This is a genomic window from Pontibacillus chungwhensis BH030062, from assembly GCF_000770675.1.
Taxonomy (GTDB): Bacteria; Bacillota; Bacilli; order Bacillales; family BH030062; genus Pontibacillus; species Pontibacillus chungwhensis.
Genome location: NZ_AVBG01000003.1, coordinates 178,466 through 205,168, shown reverse-complemented (window position 1 = coordinate 205,168; position 26,703 = coordinate 178,466). Strand labels below are relative to the sequence as shown.

Below are 26,703 nucleotides of genomic sequence, written 5' to 3'. Positions count from 1 at the left end.
ATGGTAAAAGGCAAAATCTATCTATCTTATTTCGTGGCTGAAGTTGGGAGAGCCATGTATTTTGTCATTATTACGTGGTATTTATACAAAGCTACAGAAGATGCCTTTTATACAGGCCTTCTCGTCAGTTTAGGTTTCCTGCCTGGGTTGCTATTAAATATGGTCTTTGGAGTGCTCGTTGATCGGTTCAATCGAAAATACCTCATTATCTTGTCACTATTAGTATCTATGGCTGCCGTCCTTGTATTGGGTGGCAGTGTAACCCGCGTAAAGGTAGCGGTCCTGATGATCTTTATCATTCACATGCTGTTACAAGCGATGGGGTCTTTGCTAAGGCCGGCTATTCAGGCGTTCGTCGCTGAACAATTTGATCATGAAGAACTTCCTCGTGTTTATTCTCTATCAGCTTCCTTTGCCATTATAGGCAGTATGATGGGAGCAACAAGCGGTGGAATGTTAACAGGGTGGGTCGGCGCGAGCGGTGCTCTTATATGGAACGGTGTTGCATATGGTTTAGCTTTAATCGCAATTATATTGGTGCCATCTATAGAAGGAAATAGAAAAAAGTCTCAAAAATCTGGGTGGGAGGACTTTAAAGAAGGGGTCACTTATCTTCATAATCACGCTTTGTTAAAAAGATTGTTTGTTATTATGTTTGTGGGTCAAATGGTATTCCACTCAACGATTGCTTTCTTATCGGTTTATGCCAGTGAGGTTCTTGAAGTTTCTGCTCTCGTCTATGGTTGGCTTGATGCTTCTTTATCGGTCGGGGGAGCTATTGCTGGTTTTTTTGGCGCCTGGCTCTTAAGAAGATTCAGGTCTTATATAACAATGATTTCCTTACTTGTTATCGTAGCTGGTCTATTGATTCTGGCATCATCTTCGGTTATAGCGGGAGCTTTTATTGGTGTTTGCAGTATTGGGATAGGAACGACTTGGATTCGAGTATTGCTGCAAACCGTTCAGCAGCTCGTAACAGATGCTCAATATCATGGAAGGATGGCGAGCTTTCGGATGCTATTTAATCAAGGCTCTGTCGTCATCAGCGGCCCTTTGTTAGGATGGATAGCTGGTAGTTTTGGGGCTCATTATGTGTTTTTCGCCTTGATGATTCTTGTTATCGTTATAACGATCTTCTCCATTTCTCAGTCAAGCTATGTTGAATTCGAGTCTTCCATATAGGGAGGCTTACACACAGTAAAATCAACATTGCCATTAACAAAGCCATCATAAAAAGTTTTTATTGAATTTTTATGCTGGTTTTTCTATGATTGAGGTACGTTTGTGGAAGGAGATTTAGGTTGATGGCTTGGGAGATTGTAAATGTAATCGCGGTTGCTGCATTTGCCTTTAGTGGGGCGATTGTGGCGTTAAGTGAGCGATATGATATTTTTGGTGTTTTCATTTTGGGTCTTGCACCGCCGTTTGTTGGTGGTATAGCTCGAAATTTATTTTTACAAATTGATGTTGTACATGTGTGGGAACAGGGTATGTTTCTATATGTGGCTCTTGGAACCATTGCAATTGTCTATTTCTTTCCAAAAAGCTGGGTCATGTTTTGGGACAGATGGAACGTCTACTTAGATGCTATAGGACTATCTGTGTTCGCCGTTCAAGGTGCGATGTTTGCTCTTGAAGCGGATCTCCCGTTTGGTGCTGTTGTATTTTCAGCTATTATTACAGGCGTTGGGGGCGGAGTTGCACGTGATGTATTAGCTCAAAGGAGACCTATGGTATTACATAAAGAGATTTATGCAGTCTGGGCCATGATGGCCGGTGTGCTATTAGCACTTGGAATTATTGACTATGAGAGTACGGTCCAATTGTATGTACTCTTTGGAGCGACTGCTATGTTCCGCTTGCTTTCTTATCATTTGAACTGGCACCTCATGTTTAGGGATCTATATAGGCTATAATAGAAGAGCAGTGTTACATATCCAATCAGTCCAGGGAATAGAATAAACGTAAGAAATTCATAATAAGGGAGCGATTTTGATGAGTGACAAACTAAACGTTGGGGTAATCTTCGGAGGGAAATCCTCTGAACATGAAGTATCCTTACAATCTGCAAAAAATATCGTTGATGCAATCGACAAAGACAAATATAATGTAACGCTTATCGGAATCGATAAAAATGGCCACTGGCACCTAAGTGAGCCAAGTCACTATTTATTGAACGAAGAAGACCCGGCAAATATTGCTTTGAATAAAACGAATGAAGGCATTGCGCTTGTACCAGGGCAAGATCATGATCAGCTAATCCGCACGAGTACGGTGGAGAGTCTTGGAGAACTGGACGTCGTATTTCCAATTGTACATGGTACGCTTGGTGAGGATGGAAGTATGCAAGGAATGCTTCGTCTTGGAAACATTCCTTATGTAGGACCTAATGTACTGAGTTCAGCTTTATGCATGGATAAGGATATAGCAAAGCGTCTCCTTCGTGATGCGGATATTAAAGTAGCGGATTGGGTGACATTTAAACAACCCCAACAGCCGGATATCGCATTTGAAGCTGTAGAAGAACGCTTAGGTTTACCGATGTTTGTAAAGCCTGCTAATCAAGGTTCATCTGTTGGTGTAAGTAAGGTACGTAATGAGAAAGAATTCTACGAAGCGATCGAAGAAGCTTTTCAATATGACACGAAATTAATTATTGAAGAAGCTGTCAATGGTCGGGAAATAGAAGTAGCTGTGTTAGGTAATGATCATCCTAAAGCATCTGTGCCAGGTGAAATCCTGCCACAGGGAGATGACTTTTACTCTTATGAGACGAAATACATTAGTGAGAGTGGAGCACTGTTAGAGTTACCTGCAAAACTTGATGACCATACAACTGAAAGAGTACGTGAAGCGGCTGTAGATGCGTTTCAGGCTCTAGAATGCGAAGGATTAGCGCGTGTTGATTTCTTTTTGAAGGAGAATGGCTCGCTTATCGTTAACGAAGTGAATACATTACCAGGTTTCACGAAGATCAGTATGTATCCTAAACTGTGGGAGTTAAGCGGTATTTCTTATCCTGAACTTATTAATCAACTGCTTCAACTTGCAATGGATCGTCATCATCGCGATAGTAATTTAAAGAGTTCAATTTAATGAAGTAGCCTTGAGGGATCCTTCCTTAAGGCTTTTTCTATTTAATTATCCAAAAGTTGAAACCATTGAAGGATGTATTCGTACATACAAGTAGATTAAACTAAATGAAGGAGTGCAGCTACATGAGTGATAAAGGTTGTATTAAATGCGGAAGTACAGATGCAGGTAAGAAAGAAGTAGCCATGACAGGAGCTGGACTTGCGAAAATGTTTGATGTTCAGAATAACAAATTCTTAGTCGTTTACTGCAAGAACTGTGGTTACTCTGAATTTTATAATAAAGAAGCATCAGCAGGTGGAAACATACTAGACTTCTTCTTCGGATAAAGAAACGAGGCGATGATCTCGCCTCGCTTTTTTATTTAAAGACCAGGTAAAGGGAGAATGGAAAATGAAACATATTTGGGCAACAAGCTTAGCCTTAATGATGATCTTAGCAGGGTGCACATCTGACGCTAACCAAGAAAAAGAGGCAAATGATGACGCTTCAAAAGAAATGGAGCAAGAACAAGCACAAGAAGATAACAACAAAGAAGCCGATAATAAGGATTCTGAAAAAGATGAAAAGGAATCTAAAGAAAAAACAACTGCTGAGGCTTCAAAAGAAAGAGAGAAAGCAGACGAAGAAACTTCAGAAGATAAACAGAATGAAAAAGATGAGGGGAAAAATCATGATAACGGGTCATCAGGCACTGATGAAGATGAACAGGTGGATCAACCTAATGATGATACAGATCAAAAACAAGTTCCTGCAGACCTAACAAAGCAAGAAGCCAAAGCTGTTGTCAATGAATATAAGAAAGTCTTCTTCGATGTCATTAAAAATACAGACGATAACTTAATGATCAAAGACTATTCATCTCTTGAGGAAATCGAGAAAGAGTTTAAAACCGCGATGTCCCAATCACTGACTGATGATTTCATGTCCTACTACATACGAAAAGAAAATGGGAAACTATACGTCGTCCCATCAAGCGCTCCAAGTTTCTTAAACCCAGACCAGCCTATATCAATTGAGCGCATAAATGATACTACATCTCATGTAGTACAGACTCAAACAGATGAGATGGAAGGAAATAGCAAAGTCAAATATGTAGTGGTTCATGACGGTGCTCAATGGGTCGTCGATGATATTCAAACCACTTATGTGCAAGAAGGGTCTTCAGAGACAAATCAAGCAGCTAAAGAACAAGCAATTCAAGCTGTCCGAAATCATTTAGAAATCAATTCTACTAATGATCGTGTGAAAGTACAAGTTGACCACGAAGAGAGTGATAAATATCTTGTTCACGTATACGAACTCGTTGAACAGGATGGGACCTCACATACCGCGACGATAGGGTGGTATTACGTAGATAAGAAGACTGGTAAAGTTACGGATATGATGAATCCGTAAATGAGAGGAAAAGAGGTTGGTAGTCCAACCTCTTTTTTTATTCTTGCTGAACATAATAGCAGGATTTTTGTACTTGCAGCTAAGTTTGTGTGTCCGTTACTGTAAAGTGTGCTTGGGCAGGCTTTTGGGACAACTCGCTTTCCTGCGGGGAGCTGGGGAGACTATCCAGTTCCGGCGTGGAGGACCTAGCGAGATAAGACATCTTTTTCCAAAGGCTAATCGCCTTTTCCAAAAAGCTGTCTTATCCGTACGGTCCTAGGCACTACTCCTGCACTTTAAATATTAGAAAGGATTGGTGATTATGGTTCGATCAAAGGTGGCTGTTGTAACTGGAGCTTCGGGTGGGTTTGGTTCTTTGACGGTTGTCAATTTAGCTAAACAAGGATACGTGGTGCTTGCTGCAATGAGAAATGTCAGCAAGGTGTCGGTTTTTGAACCTTTTCAAGATGAAAAGTGGTATAAACAAATCATCCCTGTCCCTTTAGATGTAACGAAAGAGGACTCAATTCGTGAATTTCAGTATTATATAGAAAAAGTAGGACGTTGTGATGTCCTTGTTAACAATGCAGGATTCGCTCTTGGCGGTTTTAGTGAAGAAGTTCAAATGAGTGAATACCGGGAGCAGTTTGAGACGAATGTATTTGGTGTGATGGGAGTGACGCAAAAGGTGTTGCCCCTCATGAGAGAGCAGGGGTTTGGGAAGGTCATTAATGTCAGCAGCATTAGCGGATTGTTTGGATTTCCTGGTTTATCACCTTATGTGTCTTCTAAATACGCATTAGAAGGATATAGTGAAAGCTTGCGTCTAGAGGTGAAGCCGTTTGGGATCGATGTGGCTTTGGTTGAGCCTGGGTCTTATCGGACGAACATTTGGACTTCAGGGAGAGTAGTAACGGAACAGTCGCTGAAGAAGGATTCTCCTTATTTTGCTTACATGGAACGCATTGAAGAAGAATTAAAAAATGGGGAAGGTTCGCTTGGTGACCCTCAAGAGGTAGCTGATCTCATATCAGAATTAGCCGATAAGAAGACGATTAAGAATTTACGTTATCCAGTCGGTAAAGGGGTTAAAGGAATGGTGAAGGCTAAATCTATTTTACCATGGAGCGCATTAGAGAAGATAATATTAAAGAAATTAAAACAAACATAAGAAAGGCTAGTCTCTTATATAAGAGACTAGCCTTTTCAAATTAAATAGATGCGACAATTTTTCCTGTTACGTGACGACTACACCTATTTATTAACCTCGAATCTTTAACCAAGGGCTTAGTTAATGTTTAGTGTTAATTTTGTTCCATATAAGCCCCCTTATGTGGAATACTTGAAACTGAGATGTTTAAGCCGGAAAGGACCGTTATGTTTAATGAGCGCTTGGGCTAGCTCGGGGACAACTCGCTTTCCTGCGGGGAGCTGGGAAGCCTCCTCGTTCGCTGTCGCTCTCTGTGGGGTCTTCCCTAGGCTCCTTACCCCGGGGGAGTCTCGTAGTCCCCGAGCTAGCCCTTACGTTAACTAGGCTAACGGTCCGGGAATCACACCAAGTAATCTTGTTTCTTCTCACATGGCTTGTTTCCGTTCAGACTAATGTGGCAAAGGTGGGCCTGGAAACTACGAGACTCCCGTGGGTAGAAGAGCCAGTCTAGTTCCGGCGTGGAGGACCTAGCGTGATAAGTCATCTTTTTTCCAAAGGCTAATCGCCTTTTCCAAAAAGCTGTCTTATCCGTACGGCCCTAAGCACCACGCCTGCACTCTTCAATCTAGGTGAGACCCCTGAAGCCGGCTTGCCGGCTGAGGAGGCTCACCAGCTCCCCACAGGAAAGCGAGTGGTTTCCAGGCCCACCTTACACTCAATTAAAGCTAACGGAAACATTCTCTCAGCTCGGGTCTTCAACAATCCTACCCTACTCTTGAACAAGCTTGTTATAAAGAATAACAACATTAAACTTTGACAGAGCCTAATAAGAAAGAGAGTGAGCTAAACCGCCAAGCGATTTAGCTCACTCTCATTAACACATAGAATCTTTAGGATTTGGGTTCTTCAATCCAAACAGAGGTCTAATAAATAATGCAAGGAAGGTTCCTGCTAGCGCCATGATCATCCATACCCAACCATGTAGGCTCATTGATGCAATGCCTCCAAAGTAAGCACCGATATTACAGCCGAAAGCAAGTCGTGCGCCGTATCCCATCATAATGCCACCTACTAAGGAAGCGAAAAAGATCCCAGGTTTAAAGCGTTGTGGTTTAAATGAACCTTGAGCAGCTGCTGCAATGAACGCTCCGAGGATAATGCCAAAGTTCATAACGCTTGTAGAATCTAGAAAGACGCTATTAGTGAGTTGATCTGTTTTACCAGCCCAGTACCCCCAGCTACTAACATCTACTCCAATAGCCATAAGGGCTTTTGAACCCCAAAGAGCAAAGGCCGATGTAATACCCCATGGGTTACCACGGACAGAAAGGGTAATGGCATTTAAAATTGCTAATACAACGGCTGCTACCAGTAAAGGCCATGATCCTCTCACAAGTTTTTTCCATCCCTTTACGGTTGGGAGTGGTTTCATTTGAGGTGGATTTTTCTTGCGAGCATAGCGTACGGTTAGTCCGTAAATTCCTGCAAAAAGGATAATTTGGAACAACCAGCCTCCAAAATAGCCTAGATCTGTTGCTTCAGCAAATGAAATTGCAGGGAGAGATGGCATTGCTTCGCTTGTCCACCAAGGAAGGTGATACGCGCCAAGTACTGAACCAGCAATAAATCCAATTAACGTAACAAATAATGAAGCTTTTCCGCCTCCAACATTATAAAGCGTACCAGATGCACAGCCGTTCCCAAGCTGCATCCCTATACCAAATAGGAATGACCCGAAGACAACGCTCATCCCAACAGGGAAGACATAACCTGAAGGTGTGACTCCAGTAAAACTAAAGCCTGTAGCCAATATAATAGCAAACAAGGTGGTAGCTACTGCAAGCATTACCATATGCGCTTGAAGCCCTTGAACGTTTCCGACCGATGTTAAGCGTCTAAATGCTGACGTAAATCCGAAACGAGCGTGTAATAACGTTAATCCAAGTGCCATTCCGACAATATATAGAACGCCTTGTGCCCATCCCCCAATAGATACTGACGTTATGAATAGAATGATAGAAACAAGTACTCCGAACGTCACCAGTGGTTTTTGGACTGGGTTTAGGGTAGAAGTGACGGTTGTGAAAGGACGACTCTTTGTTGTCATTGTTTCCATTTTTTAAATACACCTCAATTCTTATCTATTTACTATGAATTAAATCCTTTACGTATAATAATATGGATGAATGTATTTGTAAATCATAAAAACTTATAGTCCTACTACCTGATGTATAATATAGGGAGTTAGTTATTATACTTAGAGGTTTCTTTTTGGGTAGAACGGTTACATAAAGAATAAGGAGTGATAATGGATGAAGACATTTACAGTAAAAACGACTGAACATGACCAGATGGTTGATATTACAAGTGAACTAAAGAACTATGTACAAGCATCTGGGGTAAAAGAAGGAGTACTTGTGGTTTCTTCTTTACATACAACAGCAGGAATTACAGTGAACGAAAATGCAGATCCAGATGTGAAGACTGATTTTCTTAGAAGGTTAGATGAAGTGTATCCTTGGGAACATCCTGAGGATCTTCATGGGGAGGGCAATACAGCTTCACATTTAAAAACAAGCACAGTTGGTTCTTCTGAAATGGTGATTATTTCAGGTGGAGAGTTAGTTCTTGGCACTTGGCAAGGAGTATACTTTTGTGAATTCGATGGACCTAGACAGCGTAAGTACGTGGCAAAACTTTTATAATCCTGTAGTGGTGTATTTATCTGTTGATTAGAATAAAGGTTTGATCCTAGTATATTAGGGGCAATAAATATATAAAGGATGTGGAGGAGGGTATGTATGAAAGAAATGCTCAGAGTTGGAGTATGTTTTATGTTCCTATCTGTAATGATTCTATTCCCCTTCAAAAAGACCGTCCTAAGTGCTGTAGACATTATTGATCTTACACAGGAAACAGCTGCACATGATGAATCTACTACTATCGTTATAGTGGATCTATTTAAGTATTTACTCTAAATCTATATAATTGTGCTGATTTTTATGGTGCTCTGAACGATACAATAAACTATATACTGTTAAACATGAGAGCCATGCGTAACTTATACGCATGGCTCTCCTTTATTCTTGCGTTTTTATCAAAGTTACTGTACGCTACTTCAAGATTAGTCATTAGTCATAGGAAGTAAAGGAGATTCATGTATGACATTTAAAGCAGTAATCTTTGACCTGGATGGTGTGATCGTAAACACGGTCCCACTTTATCATAAAGCGACACTACCGGTAGCAGATAAGCTCGGTATATCATTTACAGAAGAAGATAACCTCGCTTATCAAGGAAGACCCCGAATGGAATTAGTTCAAATGTTAGCGGAGCGTTCTGATCAGTCTTTTTCTCACGATGAGTTGGTTGAGCTTGGTGAATGGAGGAATAGGAATTACCAACAATTAATTGCTCAACTTACAGAAGATGACTTAATGCCTGGTATGAAAGCTTTTATTAAGAATTTAGCAAATGAAAGAATTCCAATGGCTTTGGCTTCTGCTAGTTCAAATGCAGAGTTTGTGCTTCATCAGTTGGGGTTATTTTCATATTTTGATGTAATTATGGATCCAAAATCCTTAAGAAAAGGAAAACCAGACCCTGAAATTTTCGTTACAGCAGCAGATCGGTTAGGAATAGCACATAAAGATTGTGTGGCTATAGAAGACGGAAAAGCAGGACTCGAGGCGATTCTATCAACTCAAATGTTTTCTATCGGAGTAGGCACAGCCCCTTACTTAAGCGCAGCCGATTGGACAATTAGCCAAACATCATGTCTAACTCTAGAAAAAGTAAGAGCTCAATATAAACAAAGACAAGAAAAATGAATCTTTTTTCATAATAACAAAAGAGCTTGGGATTCCAAGCTCTTTTTATATAGAAGAGATTACGTTATCTAGAACTGTTTTTAAGGAATTAAACTGAGGTTTGACTATATAATCCTTAGCTCCAAGGCAGAGCGATTGTTGAATGTGATACTGTTGCCCGATAGATGAACACATAATAATTGAACTCGTTGGATCTATTTCTAACATCTTACGTAAACAGCTCATTCCACAGTAATAGGGAATCATAATATCTAAAACCGTTACATCGGGTTTATGTAATCGAAATAACTCTATAGCTTCAAGACCATCAGCAGCTTCGGCTATAACATGATAGTTAGAGTTAGTAAGCTGGTCCTTTAAAAAAGACCGGGTGAGCTTCGAATCATCAACTAACATGACACTATACATGTAAACATCCTCCGTCATTAAATTAAGTAGAGCATAAGACCTATGCTTTACCTAATATAACTATATCATTAATTCGACAAAATGTGACAAAAAATGTTTCTTCTTCTATATCGCTTATGTGGTTTCAATAAAAGTGTGAATCAACCTTGAAGACGCGGACAAGCTTTGATTTACCTCGAATTGGAGTATTTCAGAGGCTTATATGGAACAGGTTTAAGATTAACAATGGATTTAAACAAACTTTAGAATACAAAAAGGACAAACTTGTTAACAAGTTTGTCCTTTTTGTTATTGTTGCTGAGACAGCCCAAAGTTAAAAGCTACGAGATGTTTCTTTGATGCGTCTCGTAAATTGGTGAAAACTTTCGTTGCATTTGGGGGTAAATTCTTAATTTCTAAAAATCTGTTATACATAGCAATATTATCGATTTCAGCTTGTACAGCTTGTTGAAGGGCTACTTTAATAGAGGCAGGCATCGCAGTATATTGTTTTGCTTGATTTTCTGGGATACTCAAGTTTGCTTTATTATAAAGCCGTGTAAGTGCCTCAATGTGTTTTTTTTCTGCTGCTTGAATTTTTGGGAAGGGGAAGACTTGCCCATACTTCTGGATCACTTTATTGTATCGTTCTTGGGCTAAGTATTCGTCTTCAATGGCATATTCTAATGCTTTTTCGTAAGTTAATCGAGGGTCTTTTAATGCTCCTTTAGCTCCATAGTCCTCAGGGATCGTTTGAGCGTTTATAATAGAACTAGCTAGGAATAAAACAAAACTAAACACGATCAAGCCAATTCTGAACCGACGTGATAATAGAAATTTCATTTTTGCACTCCTTCGTTCATGATTTGGTATTAGGATGTTCTAAATGGTTTAAAACATACTAAAATAGCCAACTGATTTGTTTAAATTAACTCAAAATCAGGAACACTAGCTAAGAAACAATGATGAAGGGAGTCCTGGGAAATGAATGAACAACAAGTGAAAGATAAGGTTCTAGAGGTTCTGGAGCATCATAAAGTTGGCACCCTTGCTACGGTCCAACAAAATAAACCACATTCACGTTATATGACATTCCATAATGAAGACTTGCACCTTTACACAGCAACGGACAAGGATACACACAAAGCTGACGAAATCGAACAAAATCCTTATGTGCACATCTTGCTAGGCTATGATGGAAAAGGATTTGAAGACCCGTATATCGAGGTGGAGGGTAAGGCAGTTATTAATGATTCAAAAGAGTTGAAAGAAAAGTTGTGGAATGAATACATGAAGCATTGGTTTAAAGGACCTGAAGATCCGGACTATGTTGTCTTAGATATTCAACCAACGCAGATTCGCTTAATGAATGTAGAAGGGGAAGATCCTCAAACGATTCAATTATAAAAATGGAAGAACCTGACATAATTTGGATGCCAGGTTCTTTTAATTTTATAAAAAAAGAAGATAATTTATCGTGATTCTTTTAATGCTTTAATGTGGAAAAAGGTTCTTCTAATTGAGAATAGATTCAATGATTTATGACAAAAATATTACGGATTGAGAAAGTATCTAAAACCACTGAAATGACAGTAACAAAGAGGGATAAAAAAATCAGGTTATACATGTAATTTAATCTGTACAGTTTAAAATGATTATTAATAAAAATGTAGTTTTATCATTTACAAATGCAGGTTTCAGGGAGTACAATGAAAATTGTAAACGGAAGTTTTAGCTCTGGAAATGCAGGGAAATGCTTTTGTAAGAAATTATTAAGGAGGGTCACACTATGACCATCATGTTTTCAAAAGCTCGCGAGCTATTCGAGAAAGACTATCAAAACAGCCAGGAGCTAACAGCAAGCAACACTACAACTCAGAACACAAACGCTGCTAAAAAAGGAAAGATGGGAGCCAGAGCAAAAAAGAAAAAGAAAAAATAAGTAACCAATAAGGAAGGATTCTACATTCATGCTTACGAAAACTAAAGAAGTGCCTGTGTAGCGATGAACCCGATTCATAGAAAGTTACATCTTGCTCGTTATACCAGTATAAGATCAAGCAGGCACTTTCTTTTACATATTTTATTTAAACTAGACCACCGTTCAAGAGAAGGGTGTTTTTTTGTGCCCTCTTTTAGGCGTGTCTGCAGGCACTAGGTTAAGTGACCGCTAACCATGTAAAAAGGGAGAACAAAAGTGTCCTCCCAATAAGTTAAGATATGATTTTAATCTTTATTGTCCTTCTCCCGTAATCCAAAGCGTCCTCTTTATTCTTCATATAGATATCGATTCGGTTCCCTTTAATTGCACTTCCGATATCCCCTGCTACAGCTGTTCCATATCCTTCTATATAAACTTTTGTACCTAATGGAATCACATTTGGATCAACGGCAATGACTTTTAAATTTGGGTTCTCTAATAAGTTGATTCCAGTTCTGGTTATGCCGCTACAACCTTCACAATAAGCTGTATAGGCAGTAGCTTCTACTGTAATCTCTTTTTTGTATGCTTTCTTTGATTCAATTGCTTGTCCCTTTTCTGAAGAGGTATGTGCTTGAACTGGAGTTTTTAGGAACCTGGAAACTCCTTTTTTCTCTTTTAATGTGATTTGTTTATTTATGTCATGATTTTGATAAAGTAGTGTAGGATCTTCTTGATGTTGTTCTTTCATCTCTACTGACTGAGCTTGTACAACTTGATGATTTGAAATAAGAATATTTATAAATCCAAAGGCAATGAGGAACAAGATCGCTGGCATCATGATGGTTTTCATCATCAATCACCCTCCTTTAGTATCTGAGATGAGTATAGCAGGTCTAGTGCTAAAACCCCATTAAAGAACGATGACATTTATAAGTCAAACCCGTGTCAAACATGTCAGTTTTGTAACAGACATTGCTTAAGATTGTGGCTTCAATGTAGCCTTAATTCTCGAACGAACTATATGCTGAAAATATTGGGTGAAAAGAAAGTAGAGTTTAGGGAAAAAATGGGTGAGCCCGAGGGTTAGACGAGATATTTAGTGTTAAACCAAATTTTATTATGTGGTATAAAAGGACTATATACTTTTTGTGTTTTATGGGTAATTTAGATCATTTATTTTCGGGGGACAGAATATGATTCAGAATATTTGTATCAATAAAAAAACTTCTGGAATGTGCATAATGAATGAAATGAACGAAGGTGTAAATAAATGGTAAGTCTTATAAATGGTCTAAAATCATTAAGAAACGCTGTTATAAAGGCATTTTTGCTTTTCAAAAAATTATGGTAGATTTATTAACAATTGTTCTTATGTGAAGCGAAGACATAAGCAAGAGTACCACTTTGATTAGGTTAGTTTAACCTGATCCCTCTAATTATTAATCTTCGTTTTGTTTTCTACAGATCCGGATCAGAAAACAGCAATTCTTAATCACAACTCAGTTCACATAAGTAGCGCGCGTAAGTATACGCTTAAAGCTAACAGATTTAGTCAAATCAAAATGATCAAGCAGGAGAGGAAACTAAAACTTATGGAACTACAACAAGATCCAACATTATTATGGTTTATTGGATTATATGCCCTTCTTATGATAGGAATTGGGGTATTCATGTCGAAGAAAGTGTCTGGAACAGAGGATTTCGTCCTCGCAGGTAAGAGCTTGGGGCCTTTCGTATTAATGGGAACACTTCTCGCTACCTGGACAGGAAGTGGAAGTATCTCAGGAGGGGAAACGTCCATGGCATTCAGCTATGGGATCATTCCATCCTTTATGTTAATGGTTCCGACACTATTTGGTATCATTATGCTTTATATCGTAGCTCCGAAAATCCGTGCGTTTGGTAAATATACGGTATCTGGAATTTTGGAAGCTAAGTATGGAAAGTCTGCACGTAATATAGCAAGCGTAATAATTATTTTAGCTTATGTAGGAATCGTTTCTTATCAGATGAAAGGCTTTGGCTTCATTTTAAATCTGACAACTGGAATGACGGTTGAAACAGGTACTATGATTGGTGCAGGTTTAATTATTTTCTTAGCTATGATCGGGGGCTTGCGCTCTGTTTCACAAACGGATGCGTTAAGTGGCTTTCTTATGGTAGGAGGTTTACTCATCACGGTGCCGACAATCTTTATCATAGCTGGGGGCTGGGGAGAGATTGTTCAAAATGTACCTGAGTCTCATATGAGTAATACAGGTGGACTATCAACAATCCAACTACTCGGTTATTTACTTCCGTCCCTCTTCTTATTATTAGGTGATCAGAACATGTACCAACGGTTGGCATCATCTAAGAGTGATCAGTCCTCTAAAAAAGCCCAAATTGGTTGGCTAATAGCGATGATCGTTATTTCACCTGCTATTTCTCTTATTGCATTTGCTTCAAGATCACTATTCCCTGGAATTGATCCAGGTATGGCACTAATGGCAACGACCACAGTGATGCCTGTAGCAATCGGGGGGATTTTACTTGCTGCAGCAGCTTCCTTCATTATCACGACAGGGAATTCTTATTTACTTTCAGCAGCGACCAATCTAACGTATGATATATATAGAAACTATATCAATCCTAAAGCGTCTGATGAGAAGCAACTGCGTATTACAAAAGGCTTTATTGTTCTATTGGGAATTCTGGCATTTGTCATTATTACGTACTTCCCAAGTGTGCTAGCTGTACAAATGTATGCCTACACCGTATATGGAGCGGGTATAACGCCAGCGGTTCTAGCGGTATTCTTCTGGAAACGCGTAACAGCTGCAGGTGGTATCTCATCTATGCTCGCCGGTGTGACATCGACACTAGTATGGGAAGTAGTCTTGCAAAAGCCATTTGACCTTAACAGTGTAGTTATTGCTGTACCGGTAGCGATTCTATTCTTAATCATCGTTACTCTAAGTACAGAGAGGCATTCATCTGACCTTTCAAAATCAGCTTAGGGAGAGTGTAAAGAATGAAGCAACGCTTACAACAATTAACAGAGTGGATGGAGAAAGAGTCAGTTGACGTTACTTTCTTCAACTCTACAGAAAATGTATTTTATCTAACGGATTTCCATACAGATCCACATGAGAGGTTAATGGGACTCTTTGTATTTCAGGAAGCTGAACCACTCTTTATCGTTCCGGGTATGGAAGCAGGCCAAGTGAAAGATGCTGGATGGCCGTATGAAGTACTTGGCTATGCAGACCATGAGGACCCATGGGAAATGGTGAGAGCTGCTCTTCTAAAACGCTCACTAAAATCGGTTGAACGGTTCGCTTTTGAACAAGACGTTTTAACGTTTAATAGAAGCCAAGCTCTTCTAAGTCTATTCCCAAGTGCTACATCGCAATCGGTTGAAGAGGCGATTAACCTCATGCGTGTTGTAAAAGATGAGAACGAAATAAACATCATGCGCCGGGCAGCTGAAATGGCTGACTATGGGGTTAAAGTAGGCGTTGAAGCGCTTCGCGAAGGCGTAACCGAGATGGAAGTTCTCGCTAAAATTGAATATGAATTAAAGAAAAAAGGTATTCGTGAAATGTCTTTCTCTACAATGGTTCTTTTTGGAGAGAAATCGGGTCAGCCACACGGAAATCCAGGAGATCGTACACTGCAAAAAGGCGACTTTGTTCTATTTGATTTAGGGGTGGTATTAGAAGGGTACACATCCGATATAACAAGAACTTTTGTATATGGCACCGTATCTGAACAACAACGAGAGATCTACGAAACCGTTCTAGAAGCTCAGCTTGCGTCTCTTAACATTAGTAAGCCGGGGACTAGAATCGGTGACTTGGATCAAATTGCTCGTGATGTCATTGAAAAAGCAGGATTCGGTCAACTATTCCCTCACCGTATCGGACATGGACTTGGTATTAACGTGCATGAATTCCCATCCATGAGTCATCTAAATGAAGATGAACTGAAAGTGGGGATGACCTACACCCTCGAACCTGGTATCTATGACCCTTCAGTGGGTGGAGTTCGAATAGAAGATGATGTGCTCATTACTGAAAATGGTTTTGAAACATTGACGAAATTTCCTAAAGATCTTCAAATCATTGATTAATAAAAATCCCGTCCATAGTGACGGGATTTTTTGTGCTTGTAAGATCAGGAAAGGTGTCCTTATCTTACCTTAGCGGACGTCTGCTTATGTTTGTGACTACAAACTTCTTTTACTGAAAGAATTTCTTAAATGTTTCGATTTCTTCTGGTGTGTGCTTTTTCTTTTTATCGAAATATGGGTTGTCTTTGGTGACATCTTTTGGGTCTAGGTTGGTCTTCATAGATAGGGAAGGCTGCTTAGCTGCTTCTCCAATAAAACGGTCACTCAACTCATCGAATGTTGGTTGATTGGTATCTTTATGGTGATCCTTCATGATAGCACCTCCTATATAGTAGGATGGATCTCATCAATAGAAATATGTATCATAAAAAAGCTCCCTTACTAGGGAGCTTTTTTTATGAGGATATGATTTCTACTTTAACATTCTGACGACGTCCGTAGTCGATAGCATCATTATGATCCTTCATATATAAGTCGATACGGTTCCCCTGAATCGCACTGCCGATGTCACCAGCGATTGCACGTCCATATCCTTCAACGTACACTTCTGATCCTAGTGGAATTACATCAGGGTCTACAGCAATGACTTTCTTATTAGGGTTCTCAAGTAAATTAATTCCCGTTTTTGTAATCCCAATGCAGCCATCACAGTGAGCGGTGTAAGCTGTAGCCTCAACGTGAACAGTGCGTTCTACGTTTGAAGGTGATTGCTCTTCTTTCTCTTTTGTATCATAAAGGGCAAATTCGGTCTTCTTCTTGTCTACTTCTATTTCCTTTATAGGAAGAGAAGCGCCATGAACAGGACTTTCCTCTTGTAGATCGGTTTGTTTCTTCTCAACGTTTGCTTTTTCATCAGCTTGTACAGAAGGTAATCCAAATGCAAAGATTCCAAAAGCGATAAGGGGCGCTACCAATGACTTAATGACGTTATTCATATAAGTTCCTCCTTAAATTTCATTGGGAGGCATGAAAAAAAGCCATGTTTTCCTAAAAGGGATAAATGGCTTGTTTACATGCAATTGCGCAAAATCTATTCGTTCCATGCGTTTATTCTAAAATGTTGAACAATCGAGTTTTCTTTCCTTCCACATGATAAGGTAACACGGTAGCAGGTATGTGTAAACCCACACAGGTAATGTTATTGATAATGATTATCGTTATCGTTTATAAAGAGAATAAAAAAACCTCCTTCGCTCAAGATAAAGGCATACAGTTACAAAAAGGAGATCGTGTACATGAAATTTAAACAAATTGATTGGCCAACGTTTATTGGTGCACTTGTTTTATTATTGGCAGTTTCTGTTCCGCTAGTTGTCTTTCCGGAATCGGGCAACAAGGTTGTCAACCTTGCGAATGAATTTATGACCAGGCGCCTTGGAGTTGTCTATCTAATAGCAGGTCTTGGAATCTTATTCTTTATGCTCTATGTCTCTTTTAGTGAAAAAGGCAAAATCAAACTAGGGGAGATGGATGAGGAGCCTGAATTTAACAACTTCTCATGGGCGGGGATGATTTTTTGTGCAGGTATTGGAGCAAGTATTTTATATTGGTCTACAATTGAATGGGCTTATTACTATCAAAGCCCGCCATTTGGGATAGAACAAGGGACAGAAGAAGCGGTTTTATGGGCAAGCTCTTATGGAATGTTTCACTGGGGTCCTATTGCATGGGGGATGTATTCGTTGCCAGCTTTAACGATTGCCTATTTCTATTATGTGCGTAAAAAGCCAGTATTGAAGATCAGTGAGGCCACCAGACCTGTAATCGGTAAGTTGGCAGATACGCCTGTTGGGAACTTGATTGATATCTTGTTTATGTTTGGGTTAATAGGCGGAGCAGCGACGACACTTGCTCTTGGAACGCCTATGATTGCTTATGGCCTGGAGAATTTATTTGGTCTTCAAGTAAGCTTGTTTGTTAAAACGATTGTATTACTGGTGTGTACAACAATCTTCGCTGTCAGTGCTTATGTCGGATTAAATAAAGGGATCAAAGTGTTAAGCGATATAAACTTATGGGGATCGATTTTCCTAATTGCGTTTGTATTCGTTTTTGGCCCTACTCAGTTTATCGCTGAGACTACGCTGAATAGTATCGGATTGATATTTGATAACTTCTTTAGAATGAGCACGTGGACAGAGCCTTATAACAGCTTAGGTCCATATGATCGTACAGGTTTTCCGGAGAGTTGGACGATTTTCTACTGGGCATGGTGGCTTGTATATGCACCATTTGTTGGGTTGTTTGTAGCTAAGATTTCAAGAGGGCGTACGCTAAAGCAAATGGTACTCGGTACAATTGCATACGGTTCTACGGGTAGTATTCTATTCTTTGGGGTCATTGGTAACTATGGTTTACACTTGCAGCTAACTGGGAAGTTTGATACCATTTCTGTTCTCGAAAATAACGAACCTGCTAAAGCGATTATTGATGTAATAGGCACTTTACCATTATCTTTTGTCATGGTTGCCTTATTCACCATCCTGTCTGTGATCTTCTTAGCTACTACATTTGATTCAAGCTCCTACATTCTAGCTTCTGTTGTTCAAAATGAGGTAGAAGGGGAACCTTTACGATGGAACCGCTTATTCTGGGCCTTTGCACTATGCCTTATGCCGCTTGTTCTTATGTTCCTGGGGGGATTATCGGCGCTGCAAACGGCAAGTATTGTGGGAGGATTTCCGCTCATATTTATTATGATTTTGCTTGCCATTTCCTTTATGAGGGCTTCAACTGGTGATATTAAAGATGCAGGTGAATATGAACCAAAAGCCATCCACATTGATTTTGAAGATGTAAAAAGGGTGAGAAAGAAAAAGAAGAAGAAAAAAGGACCAGATGAAACCCACGTGTAACAGGAACGTGAGGAGTAGGGTGGATATGAGAAGAGAGCCTGAAGCATGAGTTGCTTCAGGTTTTTTAATTAAAGGCTCTGTTAAAGTTCAATGTTGATATTTATAGAAAAAAATATAACTTCCACAAAAGGAAGTTATATTTGGTTTATTGTCATCCGCAAAGTTTATTGTTCTTTTTTTTGTTTATGTACACCTGTAAAATCAGGAATAAGTATTCCACCACCAAAAAATAAAATAAGACCTATTATTTGAAATATCTGTGCATATACAGTGGAATATAGGAAAGTTGCTCTAACCATAAGTATAACTGCACCGATAATTGTAATAACAATTCCCATGTATTTTTTTGAGAACATCTTCTATTCCTCCTTTCACTATTAAAACCTCGTAAATAAATAACCTTTATACAGTAAACTTAGATAATCTTAGTGTATCATAGGTTTCCACACTTGGAATTAAATTTCCTTTTACTATCATATCATTCATTGTGACTTCGTTTCTTTGGTGATGGATGCTTTCTAATACTTGAAACCACGCAAGATAATTGTTCAGATACTTAGTCGCCACACCGTTAAATCGCTGTATCCACCCTTTAAGTCTTCGGTGGTAGTTGTTAACGTTTTGGATGTGATAAAGACCCTTGGTGCGAACTTTACCGTCAGATTTGAATTGGTAAATCGATAACTCCTTTTCAGCAGCATAGGTTTTAAAGGCACGCCAAGCATCGGTGCATAATACATTCTCGTGGGAAAGTTTATGCCCGATGGCTTTGTCTAATTGCTCTTTTGTTAATCGTCCCATCCCTAACGTCTGGGAAAAGGTCATCTTGTCACGGTCTCTTGCAACTAAGACACATACCTGTTCGTTACTGATGCCGCGTTTCTTTGCGGAACCACCCCGTTGGCGAGGTTTTCTATCGGCAATCTTCCTTTGTCCTTTTTCTGAGTATAGGAAATAGGTCTCGTCCATTTCAACGATACCTTGGAATTTTGAACTTTCCATTTGTTTTAGTGCTGACAAGAGTTTGTGCCTCCAATAGAACAAGGTCACATGAGTAACGCCACCAATCAACTCTGTTGATTTACGAAGCGAATATCCTTCTATCATACATTCAATAAACTTCATCCAACGATGGAGATGACGAGTTCTATATAATGCCGTATTGGTGAGGTCAGTAAAGGTCTTTCGACAGGCTTTACAGCGATAACGTTGTTTCCTCACTTCTTCACCCTCTACGATAGTGGAGTATTTCCCGAAACGCACAATATGTTCTGACTCGCAATCGGGGCAACGATAACCATCCTTATTTTTACGTTCAGAGATTTCATCCAGTACGGTTCCCGTTAAGGATGACGCAGTAAGAGCATCTATTAAATATTCTCGTAAACGATGCTTTTCCGAAGGATTAAGTTTTTGAATGGCTTTAAGAATATCGGTTGCTCTCACAGTCATCACCCACTAATATTTTCTGACTCCATTGTAGAACATTTGTTCGATTTTAGCAAATATCAACAACTGAGTTTAACAGAGCCTAATTAAAAAATGAGAGAGAGGCAATAAAACCTGACACATGTTTAAAAAGTGATTCACAAGGCTAAAAATTTACATAATACTTAAAAAATAATGCTTGCGAGTAAAGTGTTTTTTTTATTATAGTTAGATTAATTTATGGTACGAGAAGGGGAGAAGTAAAATGAACAGAGTTGCTAATCCTATTGTTGCAACGTTTTCAATTGTTGGATACGATCCTGAAACAGGTGAGTTAGGAGTTGCCGTTCAGTCTAAGTTCTTAGGTTCTGGCTCTGTTGTTCCTTGGGCAAAAGCGGGTGTAGGTGCTGTTGCCACCCAATCCTTAGCTAATCCTTCTTTTGGTCCTGAAGGGCTTCGCTTATTAGAAGAAGGCTTTGCTCCTGATGAGGTGGTAAAACAATTAACGGAAGCTGATCCAGAAAGGGGATTGCGACAGGTTGGAATCGTGAATGCGAAGGGTGAGTCAGCTAACTATACAGGTGACGGCTGTTATGAATGGGCAGGGGGCTTAACAGGATCGAATTTTGCCGTTCAAGGAAACATATTGGTCAATGAAGAAACTGTGACCGAGATGGCTTCTGCCTTCGAATCAGGTAAAGGGTCTTTGGCTGATCGCTTATTACAGGCGCTCCAAGCTGGACAGATGGCTGGTGGAGATAAGCGTGGGAAGCAATCTGCAGCTCTTCTTGTCGTTAAAGAAAATGGGGGCTATGGTGGATTTAATGACCGTTTCATTGATCTTCGGGTGGATGAGCATGAAGAACCTATTCATGAGCTAGTGAGAATTTATCACCTTCAGCAACTTTACTTTGGGGCTACGAAAGAAGAAAATGTGGCCTTCATTGAAGGAGAAGTTAAGCAAGAACTCTTACTTCAATTGAAAAGACTCGGATACCTCCCTACCGTGAATGTTGTAGAATCCATTATGTATAAAGCATTTACTTCATTTCTACACAGAGAGAACTTCGAGGAACGGGCTCTTGAACATGGTAAACTTGACTTAGAGGTTCTTGAGTTTATGAAACACAAGCAACTATAAAGCTATTGAGACTCTACTCCTTTTTGAAAAAAGGGGTGGAGTTTTTTTGTGAATCTTAGTGAAGGTGTGGACTACGCCCGTGGGTTGGCAGGCCCTAAGCTTGAGTGAGTCGCTCAACTCTCTAACCTTTTGAACTATAATGAATAAGGGAGTATGAAATTGTACATAAAAAAGAAATTCTTTTCATTTTTATCTTTATACTTGTCACAAAAACCATAAATCTGGTGTCTCTATTATGAAAGCTGTTCGAAAGGAGGGGCCGCTTTGGAGGTGAGAGCAAATTTGTTCGATTCCAATTATTCAAATGAAACAGAGCCATCAGTAGCTCAGTTTCAGCAATTATTTAAACAGTACTACCCAAATGTCGTTCGTAAAATTATAACGATTGTACACGATCAGCAAACAGCAGAAGAGATTGCTCAAGAAGTATTTCTGAAACTTTATCATTCTGATATGGGAGACATTGAATCCATCCCTGCTTGGCTTATGAAAGTTGCTGTTCGTTTATCTTACAACTACATACGAACAGAAAAACGCCAGAAGAAGAAAGCAGAGAAACAAGCAGAATATAGTCATGACTTAATGGCATCCGTAGAGGAATCTTATATGAAAAAGGAACACCGCCAAGAAGTAAAAGATGCGCTAGCTCAATTAAATGAAAGGGATCAACTGTTACTGATGATGAAATTCTCTGGCTTTAAGTACGGAGAGATTTCTCAAACAGCAAACGTTGAGCGAACGTCCGTTGGCACGTTGATTGCAAGGGCAAAGAAGCGCTTTAAAAATGTGTACTCAAAGATGAAAGGAGATGACCTGGATGGCATGTATTGAGAATGGAACGTTACAAGCTTACCTAGACGATGCACTTACTCGTGATGAGAAAAAAGTTGTCATGCAACATTTGGAGACTTGTTCTTCTTGTCGTGAAGAATTAGAAGAGTTACAAGCACTAGAATCTGAAATCGAATTCTCGTTTCAAGAACCAGATGTAGACATCGATGTAGATGCCGCCTGGCGTTCATTTGAAAATAAGATTCAAGGGAAGGAAATGAACAATAACACAATCGTAATACAAAATAGTGAAAAACGACCAAAACCAAAAGGAGTGTTGAAATTGACTACCAAGACCAAACGTTTTATTGCTTCTGGAGTAGCAGCGGCTACAATTTTTGGATCTCTTGCTTTCCCGCAAGTTCAAGTTGCTGCTGATCAATTCCTTTCTATGTTCCGCGTTAATCAAGTTGAAATGGTTAAATTGACACAAGAGGATATGAACGAAGTCGATCGTTGGTTAAGCCGGGAAGAAGAAGGCACCTATGAATTAAAGGGACTTGGTGAAATAGGAATTTCAGAAAGGACAACTGACTTTAACAGTTATAGTGAACAGTCCCGGTTTAATCGAGTTCAAGATGCGGAGGAAGCTGGATATCAAGTTCCGGAAATCGATTCTCTCATGTTTGAAAGCTTAAATATTGATCCCGGATATACAATGAGCTTTAATCTAGATGTAACGAAAGCCAATAATTTGTTAACGCAGTTCGGTGTGGAACAACAATTTGATGAAGCATTGGATGGAAAAACGTTCTCGTTACAAGTTGGGGAATCGAACAATTTCGATTTTAAACGAGGAGAGAACCAAATAAATTATTCGAAAATAGACGCTCCTACCTTTACGGTCCCTGAAGGTACTTCGGTTGAAGAATTGAAGAATAATTTATTGGAGCTTCCGTTTGTGCCATATAATGTGAAACGTCAAATTCAACAAATACAGAGTATCGAAGAAACCCTGCCTCTTCCTTACATTGAAAATGAGGGTGAGAAGGTAGAAGAGTTGACCATTGCAGGCAATAAGGGGTATATGATGAGTAGCGATCAAGTGGCTACAATTATGTGGCAAGAAGGCGAACACATCCATGTAGTAGATTCCTATACGGTACATGGCCAAAAAGGTATTGAAAAATCTAGACTAACAGATCAAGAACTAAAATCAATCGCCAACGAATTAGCACAATAATAGTAAAGGGCTGCTTTAGCAGCCCATTTTGTGCGTTTCTTTATAAAGGAGAGTCAGTTATGAATGTAATGGAAGCTAAAAGGCTTACGAAAACATACAATGGCCAGGCTGGTATACGTGATGTGTCATTAGAGATCGAAGAGGGCATGGTTTATGGATTCCTTGGTCCGAATGGTGCTGGGAAGAGTACATTTGTGCGAACGATGTTAGGTTTACTTAATCCAACAAGTGGAGAGGGGCGAATTTTAGGCGAGCCGATTGGGACTCCTAAATCAAGAGAAAAGGTAGGTTATCTGCCAGAGTTATTTCGATATCCAGATTGGCTTACAGGGCGTAAACTTCTTGAGAGTCATGCAGAACTATGTAAGGTGCCAATTCGTGAAAGGAAGAAGCGAATTGAAGAAGTGATTGACCTCGTTGGCATGACGGGGCGTGACAAACAAAAGATTAAAGGGTATTCAAAAGGGATGTCCCAGCGTATTGGACTTGCCTGCGCGCTTATTAATGATCCAAAATTGATCTTCTTAGACGAACCCACCTCAGCTCTTGACCCAATTGGAAGGAAAGATGTACGTGACTTGATGCTTCATTTAAGAGATCAAGGTAAAACCATTTTCCTAAATAGCCACTTGTTAAATGAAGTGGAGTCCGTTTGTGATCATGTTTCTATTGTACATAAGAGTGAAATGATCGTTCAGGGAAAATGGCGTGAACTCATGATGGTGGAAGCCCAGGTTGAAATTATGTCCTCAGCTACAGCTGGATTAACCAATCTTGATTTTCCTGACTTTGTACGTAATGCAGAAAACAAGGAAGTCTTGAATGACCGTTCTAAAGCCTTATACCAGTTGAAAAGCGAAGAGGATATTCCAAGGCTTGTCGACTTCTTGGCGAGTCACAAGCTTCCTATTTATGAAGTAACACCCGTTATTCCTCATTTAGAAGATGTGTTTATGTACTGGGTGAATGAAAAGGAGCAGCGTTATGTGGACCATCGCTAAGTTAACGTTTAAAGAGATAGTATCTAAAAGGATTTTCCTTATTACGATGATTATGACAGCGGTCTTCCTTATTTTATATGGCGTTGCGATTCATTATGCAGTGAAAGATTGGGAAAGTTTTGGAGCCTCAACGGTAGACCAAATGATGCAACAACAACTGTTCTCATCACAATTACTTAGTATTGGGCTTTATTTCTCTTCATTCATTGTTGCTTTGCTCACTATTTTATCTAGCGTCAGTGCAATTGCTAGTGAAATAGAGAGTCATCAAATAGATACGTGGCTAATGCGCCCCATAACTCGTACACAATTTCTTTTAGGTAAAGTAATCGGACTTGGAGGTCTGTTGATTACTTACGCGGCTTTATTGTTTGCGGGTATCATCATGTTGCACCAAGGCATAGGGGGCGAAGTTGTATCCCTTGATTTCTCCATTAGCCAGATTGCAAGTGCTTTAGCAACGTATATGTTGCAACCTCTAGTTCTAGTGACATTAGGTGTCATGTTAAGTAGTAGAATGACTTCACTAAATGCGGGTATCGTGTTAATCATCCTATACGGATCTGCCTTCATAGGAGGATTTGTTGAGCAAATAGGAACCATAATGGAAAAGGGTGCACTTGTGAATATAGGAATTATCTCAAGCCTCATTTTTCCTGTAGATGCTATGTACCGAAAAATGACCGTATTCTTATTTGAAACAGCAGACAACCCCGTGAGTCTTGCTCAGCAAGGGATGTTTGCAAGTGCTTCTGCTCCTAATAATGTGATGATTCTTTATACCATTATGTACGGTTGTGTGGCGCTCGTGCTAGCGATTACATTATTCCGGAAGCGTGATGTATAGGGGGGGGAGTCGCATGGGGAAGTGGTGGACCATTCCATTATTTACGATTTTCTTTTTACTTGTATTATTTGTTTTCACAAAGCGGGAGACAATGGCGGGACAATTGTTCGTTGTTGATTCTTTCTTATAGTTCCCAAGGTATAAAAAATGACGGGATACATGTATCCCGTCATTTTTCGTAATTTACGCTGCTTTTTTAAAACGTGGGAATCCAACTGTAATTGCTATGAGACCGGAGATTGCAATTAATATAGGATAGAAAGAATACGGTAGTAATTCTATTGGTGATAGGCTTCCGATTTGGGCTGCTGTTAATAATTGCGCTCCATAGGGGATTAAGCCTTGGATTGTACAAGAGAATATATCTAGTAAACTTGCCGACTTTCTGGAATCAATTTCATATTCATCAGCAATGTTCTTTGCTAATTGGCCAGTCGTAATAATGGCAATTGTATTATTTGCTGTAGCTAAGTTTGTAGTGGCTACAAGACCGGCAATACTTCCTTCTGCACCACGCTTAGAGCGAATTCCTTTTGTAAGAGTATGAAGAAGGAATTGAATACCGCCATTGTGTTGAATCATGGCTACGATTCCGCCAATTATAATAGTAAGGAAAATTAATTCCGACATGGAGTTAATTCCTGATGTTATGTTAGACATAAAGGCATCTAGAGAATAATCTCCACTAATTCCTCCAATTATTCCAGATAACAGAATTCCTCCAATGAGAACAGCCATCACATTTAGTCCTGCTAATGCACCTACTAAAACGCCAACATAAGGAATTACTTTTAACCAGTTGAAGCTATCTGCATCAATAGAGGATGTTCCGCCTGAAGTGATGATGATTAACAAGATAATTGTCGCAATAGCTGCAGGGAGAACAATGAAGAAGTTAGCTTTGAACTTGTCTTTCATTTGGGTTTTCTGTGTTCGAACCGCTGCAATCGTCGTATCAGAAATGATGGATAGGTTATCACCAAACATGGCACCCCCAACAACAGCTGCAAGCGATAAGGCCGCAGAAAAGTCTGTTTCGGCACTGATACCGACAGCAATTGGTGCAAGGGCACTGATTGTACCAACCGATGTTCCCATAGAAAGTGAAATGAAGCCAGCAATGATGAAGACTCCAACAATGATTAAGTTTTCAGGAAGATAAGTTAATGCAAGATTTACTGTAGACTCTACGGCACCAATACTGCTTGCGACAGAAGAAAACGCGCCAGCTAAAATGAAAATGAAGACCATAATCATAATGTCAGGATGGCCTGCACCTTTTGCAAATTGCTCAACTTTTTCGAAGGTTGGCTTCTTACGATTTTGTAAAATGGCGACAATCGCTGCTATTAGAGCTGGGATTAAGATTGAAATATAATAGAAATCACCTGTTACTATACCTGATCCTACAAAGATAACTAAGAAAATGAATAAGGGTAACAGAGCAAGTGGATTCCCTTTGTTTATATTCATGTTGCTGCACCTCTTTCTTGCTTGTTAATAATATTGTGTGATAGATCACTTGTCATGATTAAAAAAAGC

At 39.6% G+C, this 26,703-nt stretch carries 28 protein-coding genes; 19 read left to right on the top strand and 9 right to left on the bottom strand.

All coding sequences use genetic code 11. The features are described from left to right. From N780_RS05725 to N780_RS05700, 6 genes are all read left to right on the top strand, one after another. Complete coding sequence (locus N780_RS05725) at positions 1-1,182, top strand: MFS transporter (RefSeq protein ID WP_036781254.1); 1,182 nt, start codon at positions 1-3, stop codon at positions 1,180-1,182. A 122-nt stretch (positions 1,183-1,304) separates the two neighbouring features. Next, positions 1,305-1,916 carry a trimeric intracellular cation channel family protein gene (locus tag N780_RS05720; protein ID WP_036781252.1) on the top strand — a complete coding sequence of 204 codons (612 nt, stop codon included), beginning with the start codon at positions 1,305-1,307 and terminating at the stop codon, positions 1,914-1,916. A 79-nt stretch (positions 1,917-1,995) separates the two neighbouring features. After that, positions 1,996-3,096, top strand: coding sequence for a D-alanine--D-alanine ligase (gene ddlA, locus N780_RS05715; protein WP_036781249.1), 1,101 nt, complete (start codon positions 1,996-1,998; stop codon positions 3,094-3,096). Positions 3,097-3,218: 122 nt separating this feature from the next. Further along, positions 3,219-3,422, top strand: a complete 204-nt coding sequence (locus N780_RS05710) for a zinc ribbon domain-containing protein (protein ID WP_036781246.1) — start codon at positions 3,219-3,221, stop codon at positions 3,420-3,422. Positions 3,423-3,486: 64 nt separating this feature from the next. Then, entirely contained in the window at positions 3,487-4,491 is a 1,005-nt protein-coding gene (locus N780_RS05705) for a hypothetical protein (RefSeq protein WP_036781243.1), read from the top strand. Between the two features lie 301 nt (positions 4,492-4,792). Continuing rightward, a complete protein-coding gene (locus N780_RS05700; protein WP_036781241.1) occupies positions 4,793-5,641 on the top strand; it encodes an SDR family oxidoreductase in 849 nt (282 codons plus the stop codon). Between the two features lie 853 nt (positions 5,642-6,494). Here the strand turns inward: N780_RS05700 and N780_RS05695 are convergent. Further along, complete coding sequence (locus tag N780_RS05695; RefSeq protein ID WP_036781238.1) at positions 6,495-7,736, bottom strand: YeeE/YedE family protein; 1,242 nt, start codon at positions 7,734-7,736, stop codon at positions 6,495-6,497. Positions 7,737-7,932: 196 nt separating this feature from the next. On the opposite strand from N780_RS05695, the gene N780_RS05690 reads away from it, so the two are divergent. The 3 genes from N780_RS05690 to pgmB all read left to right on the top strand — a co-directional run bounded on the left by N780_RS05690 (position 7,933) and on the right by pgmB (position 9,450). Beyond that, on the top strand, positions 7,933-8,325 hold the full coding sequence (locus N780_RS05690; RefSeq protein WP_036781236.1) for a secondary thiamine-phosphate synthase enzyme YjbQ: 393 nt from the start codon (positions 7,933-7,935) through the stop codon (positions 8,323-8,325). 96 nt (positions 8,326-8,421) lie between these two features. Next, positions 8,422-8,598 carry a hypothetical protein gene (locus N780_RS19710; RefSeq protein WP_156969085.1) on the top strand — a complete coding sequence of 59 codons (177 nt, stop codon included), beginning with the start codon at positions 8,422-8,424 and terminating at the stop codon, positions 8,596-8,598. Positions 8,599-8,781: 183 nt separating this feature from the next. Continuing rightward, positions 8,782-9,450, top strand: coding sequence for a beta-phosphoglucomutase (pgmB, locus tag N780_RS05685; RefSeq protein ID WP_036781233.1), 669 nt, complete (start codon positions 8,782-8,784; stop codon positions 9,448-9,450). Between the two features lie 45 nt (positions 9,451-9,495). Here the strand turns inward: pgmB and N780_RS05680 are convergent, their stop codons facing one another. Both N780_RS05680 and N780_RS05675 read right to left on the bottom strand, forming a co-directional pair. Beyond that, positions 9,496-9,858, bottom strand: a complete 363-nt coding sequence (locus tag N780_RS05680; RefSeq protein WP_036781232.1) for a response regulator — start codon at positions 9,856-9,858, stop codon at positions 9,496-9,498. Between the two features lie 288 nt (positions 9,859-10,146). Further along, the gene (locus tag N780_RS05675) at positions 10,147-10,680 is read right to left on the bottom strand and encodes a ferritin-like domain-containing protein (RefSeq protein WP_036781229.1); all 534 of its coding nucleotides are present in this window, start codon (positions 10,678-10,680) and stop codon (positions 10,147-10,149) included. A 141-nt stretch (positions 10,681-10,821) separates the two neighbouring features. On the opposite strand from N780_RS05675, the gene N780_RS05670 reads away from it, so the two are divergent. Then, on the top strand, positions 10,822-11,244 hold the full coding sequence (locus tag N780_RS05670; RefSeq protein WP_036781227.1) for a pyridoxamine 5'-phosphate oxidase family protein: 423 nt from the start codon (positions 10,822-10,824) through the stop codon (positions 11,242-11,244). Between the two features lie 382 nt (positions 11,245-11,626). After that, positions 11,627-11,779, top strand: coding sequence for a hypothetical protein (locus N780_RS19705; protein WP_156969084.1), 153 nt, complete (start codon positions 11,627-11,629; stop codon positions 11,777-11,779). 271 nt (positions 11,780-12,050) lie between these two features. Here N780_RS19705 and N780_RS20315 read toward each other — a convergent pair whose 3' ends face one another. Further along, complete coding sequence (locus tag N780_RS20315; protein ID WP_332307804.1) at positions 12,051-12,614, bottom strand: 3D domain-containing protein; 564 nt, start codon at positions 12,612-12,614, stop codon at positions 12,051-12,053. A 739-nt stretch (positions 12,615-13,353) separates the two neighbouring features. On the opposite strand from N780_RS20315, the gene N780_RS05660 reads away from it, so the two are divergent. Next, positions 13,354-14,760, top strand: coding sequence for a sodium:solute symporter family protein (locus tag N780_RS05660; RefSeq protein WP_036781225.1), 1,407 nt, complete (start codon positions 13,354-13,356; stop codon positions 14,758-14,760). 14 nt (positions 14,761-14,774) lie between these two features. Further along, positions 14,775-15,875: a M24 family metallopeptidase gene (locus N780_RS05655; RefSeq protein WP_036781222.1), complete on the top strand. Its 1,101-nt coding sequence runs from the start codon at positions 14,775-14,777 to the stop codon at positions 15,873-15,875. Between the two features lie 109 nt (positions 15,876-15,984). On the opposite strand, the gene N780_RS05650 is transcribed toward N780_RS05655, so the two are convergent. Both N780_RS05650 and N780_RS19160 read right to left on the bottom strand, forming a co-directional pair. After that, positions 15,985-16,188, bottom strand: coding sequence for a hypothetical protein (locus N780_RS05650; protein ID WP_036781220.1), 204 nt, complete (start codon positions 16,186-16,188; stop codon positions 15,985-15,987). Between the two features lie 82 nt (positions 16,189-16,270). Continuing rightward, a complete protein-coding gene (locus tag N780_RS19160) occupies positions 16,271-16,810 on the bottom strand; it encodes a 3D domain-containing protein (RefSeq protein WP_052114908.1) in 540 nt (179 codons plus the stop codon). 300 nt (positions 16,811-17,110) lie between these two features. On the opposite strand from N780_RS19160, the gene N780_RS05640 reads away from it, so the two are divergent. Beyond that, positions 17,111-18,730, top strand: coding sequence for a BCCT family transporter (locus N780_RS05640; protein ID WP_036781218.1), 1,620 nt, complete (start codon positions 17,111-17,113; stop codon positions 18,728-18,730). Between the two features lie 164 nt (positions 18,731-18,894). Here N780_RS05640 and N780_RS05635 read toward each other — a convergent pair whose 3' ends face one another. Beyond that, positions 18,895-19,086, bottom strand: a complete 192-nt coding sequence (locus N780_RS05635) for a hypothetical protein (RefSeq protein ID WP_036781216.1) — start codon at positions 19,084-19,086, stop codon at positions 18,895-18,897. A 46-nt stretch (positions 19,087-19,132) separates the two neighbouring features. After that, positions 19,133-20,182 (bottom strand): IS1595-like element ISPch1 family transposase, encoded by a 1,050-nt coding sequence (locus N780_RS05630; RefSeq protein WP_036781213.1) that lies wholly within the window; start codon positions 20,180-20,182, stop codon positions 19,133-19,135. A gap of 241 nt (positions 20,183-20,423) precedes the next feature. On the opposite strand from N780_RS05630, the gene N780_RS05625 reads away from it, so the two are divergent. The 5 genes from N780_RS05625 (at position 20,424) to N780_RS05605 (ending at position 25,161) form a co-directional block, all read left to right on the top strand. Further along, positions 20,424-21,299, top strand: coding sequence for a DUF1028 domain-containing protein (locus N780_RS05625; RefSeq protein WP_036781211.1), 876 nt, complete (start codon positions 20,424-20,426; stop codon positions 21,297-21,299). A gap of 270 nt (positions 21,300-21,569) precedes the next feature. Then, the gene (locus N780_RS05620) at positions 21,570-22,130 is read left to right on the top strand and encodes an RNA polymerase sigma factor SigX (RefSeq protein WP_232299503.1); all 561 of its coding nucleotides are present in this window, start codon (positions 21,570-21,572) and stop codon (positions 22,128-22,130) included. Further along, positions 22,117-23,313, top strand: a complete 1,197-nt coding sequence (locus N780_RS05615; RefSeq protein WP_036781209.1) for a zf-HC2 domain-containing protein — start codon at positions 22,117-22,119, stop codon at positions 23,311-23,313. Before N780_RS05620 ends, N780_RS05615 begins: the two co-directional genes overlap by 14 nt. A 59-nt stretch (positions 23,314-23,372) precedes the next feature. After that, positions 23,373-24,314, top strand: a complete 942-nt coding sequence (locus N780_RS05610; protein WP_036781207.1) for an ABC transporter ATP-binding protein — start codon at positions 23,373-23,375, stop codon at positions 24,312-24,314. Then, complete coding sequence (locus tag N780_RS05605; RefSeq protein ID WP_036781206.1) at positions 24,298-25,161, top strand: ABC transporter permease; 864 nt, start codon at positions 24,298-24,300, stop codon at positions 25,159-25,161. The genes N780_RS05610 and N780_RS05605 overlap by 17 nt, the downstream gene beginning before the upstream one ends. A gap of 183 nt (positions 25,162-25,344) precedes the next feature. On the opposite strand, the gene N780_RS05600 is transcribed toward N780_RS05605, so the two are convergent. Next, complete coding sequence (locus N780_RS05600) at positions 25,345-26,634, bottom strand: Na+/H+ antiporter NhaC family protein (protein WP_036781204.1); 1,290 nt, start codon at positions 26,632-26,634, stop codon at positions 25,345-25,347. Between the last annotated feature and the right edge of the window lie 69 nt (positions 26,635-26,703).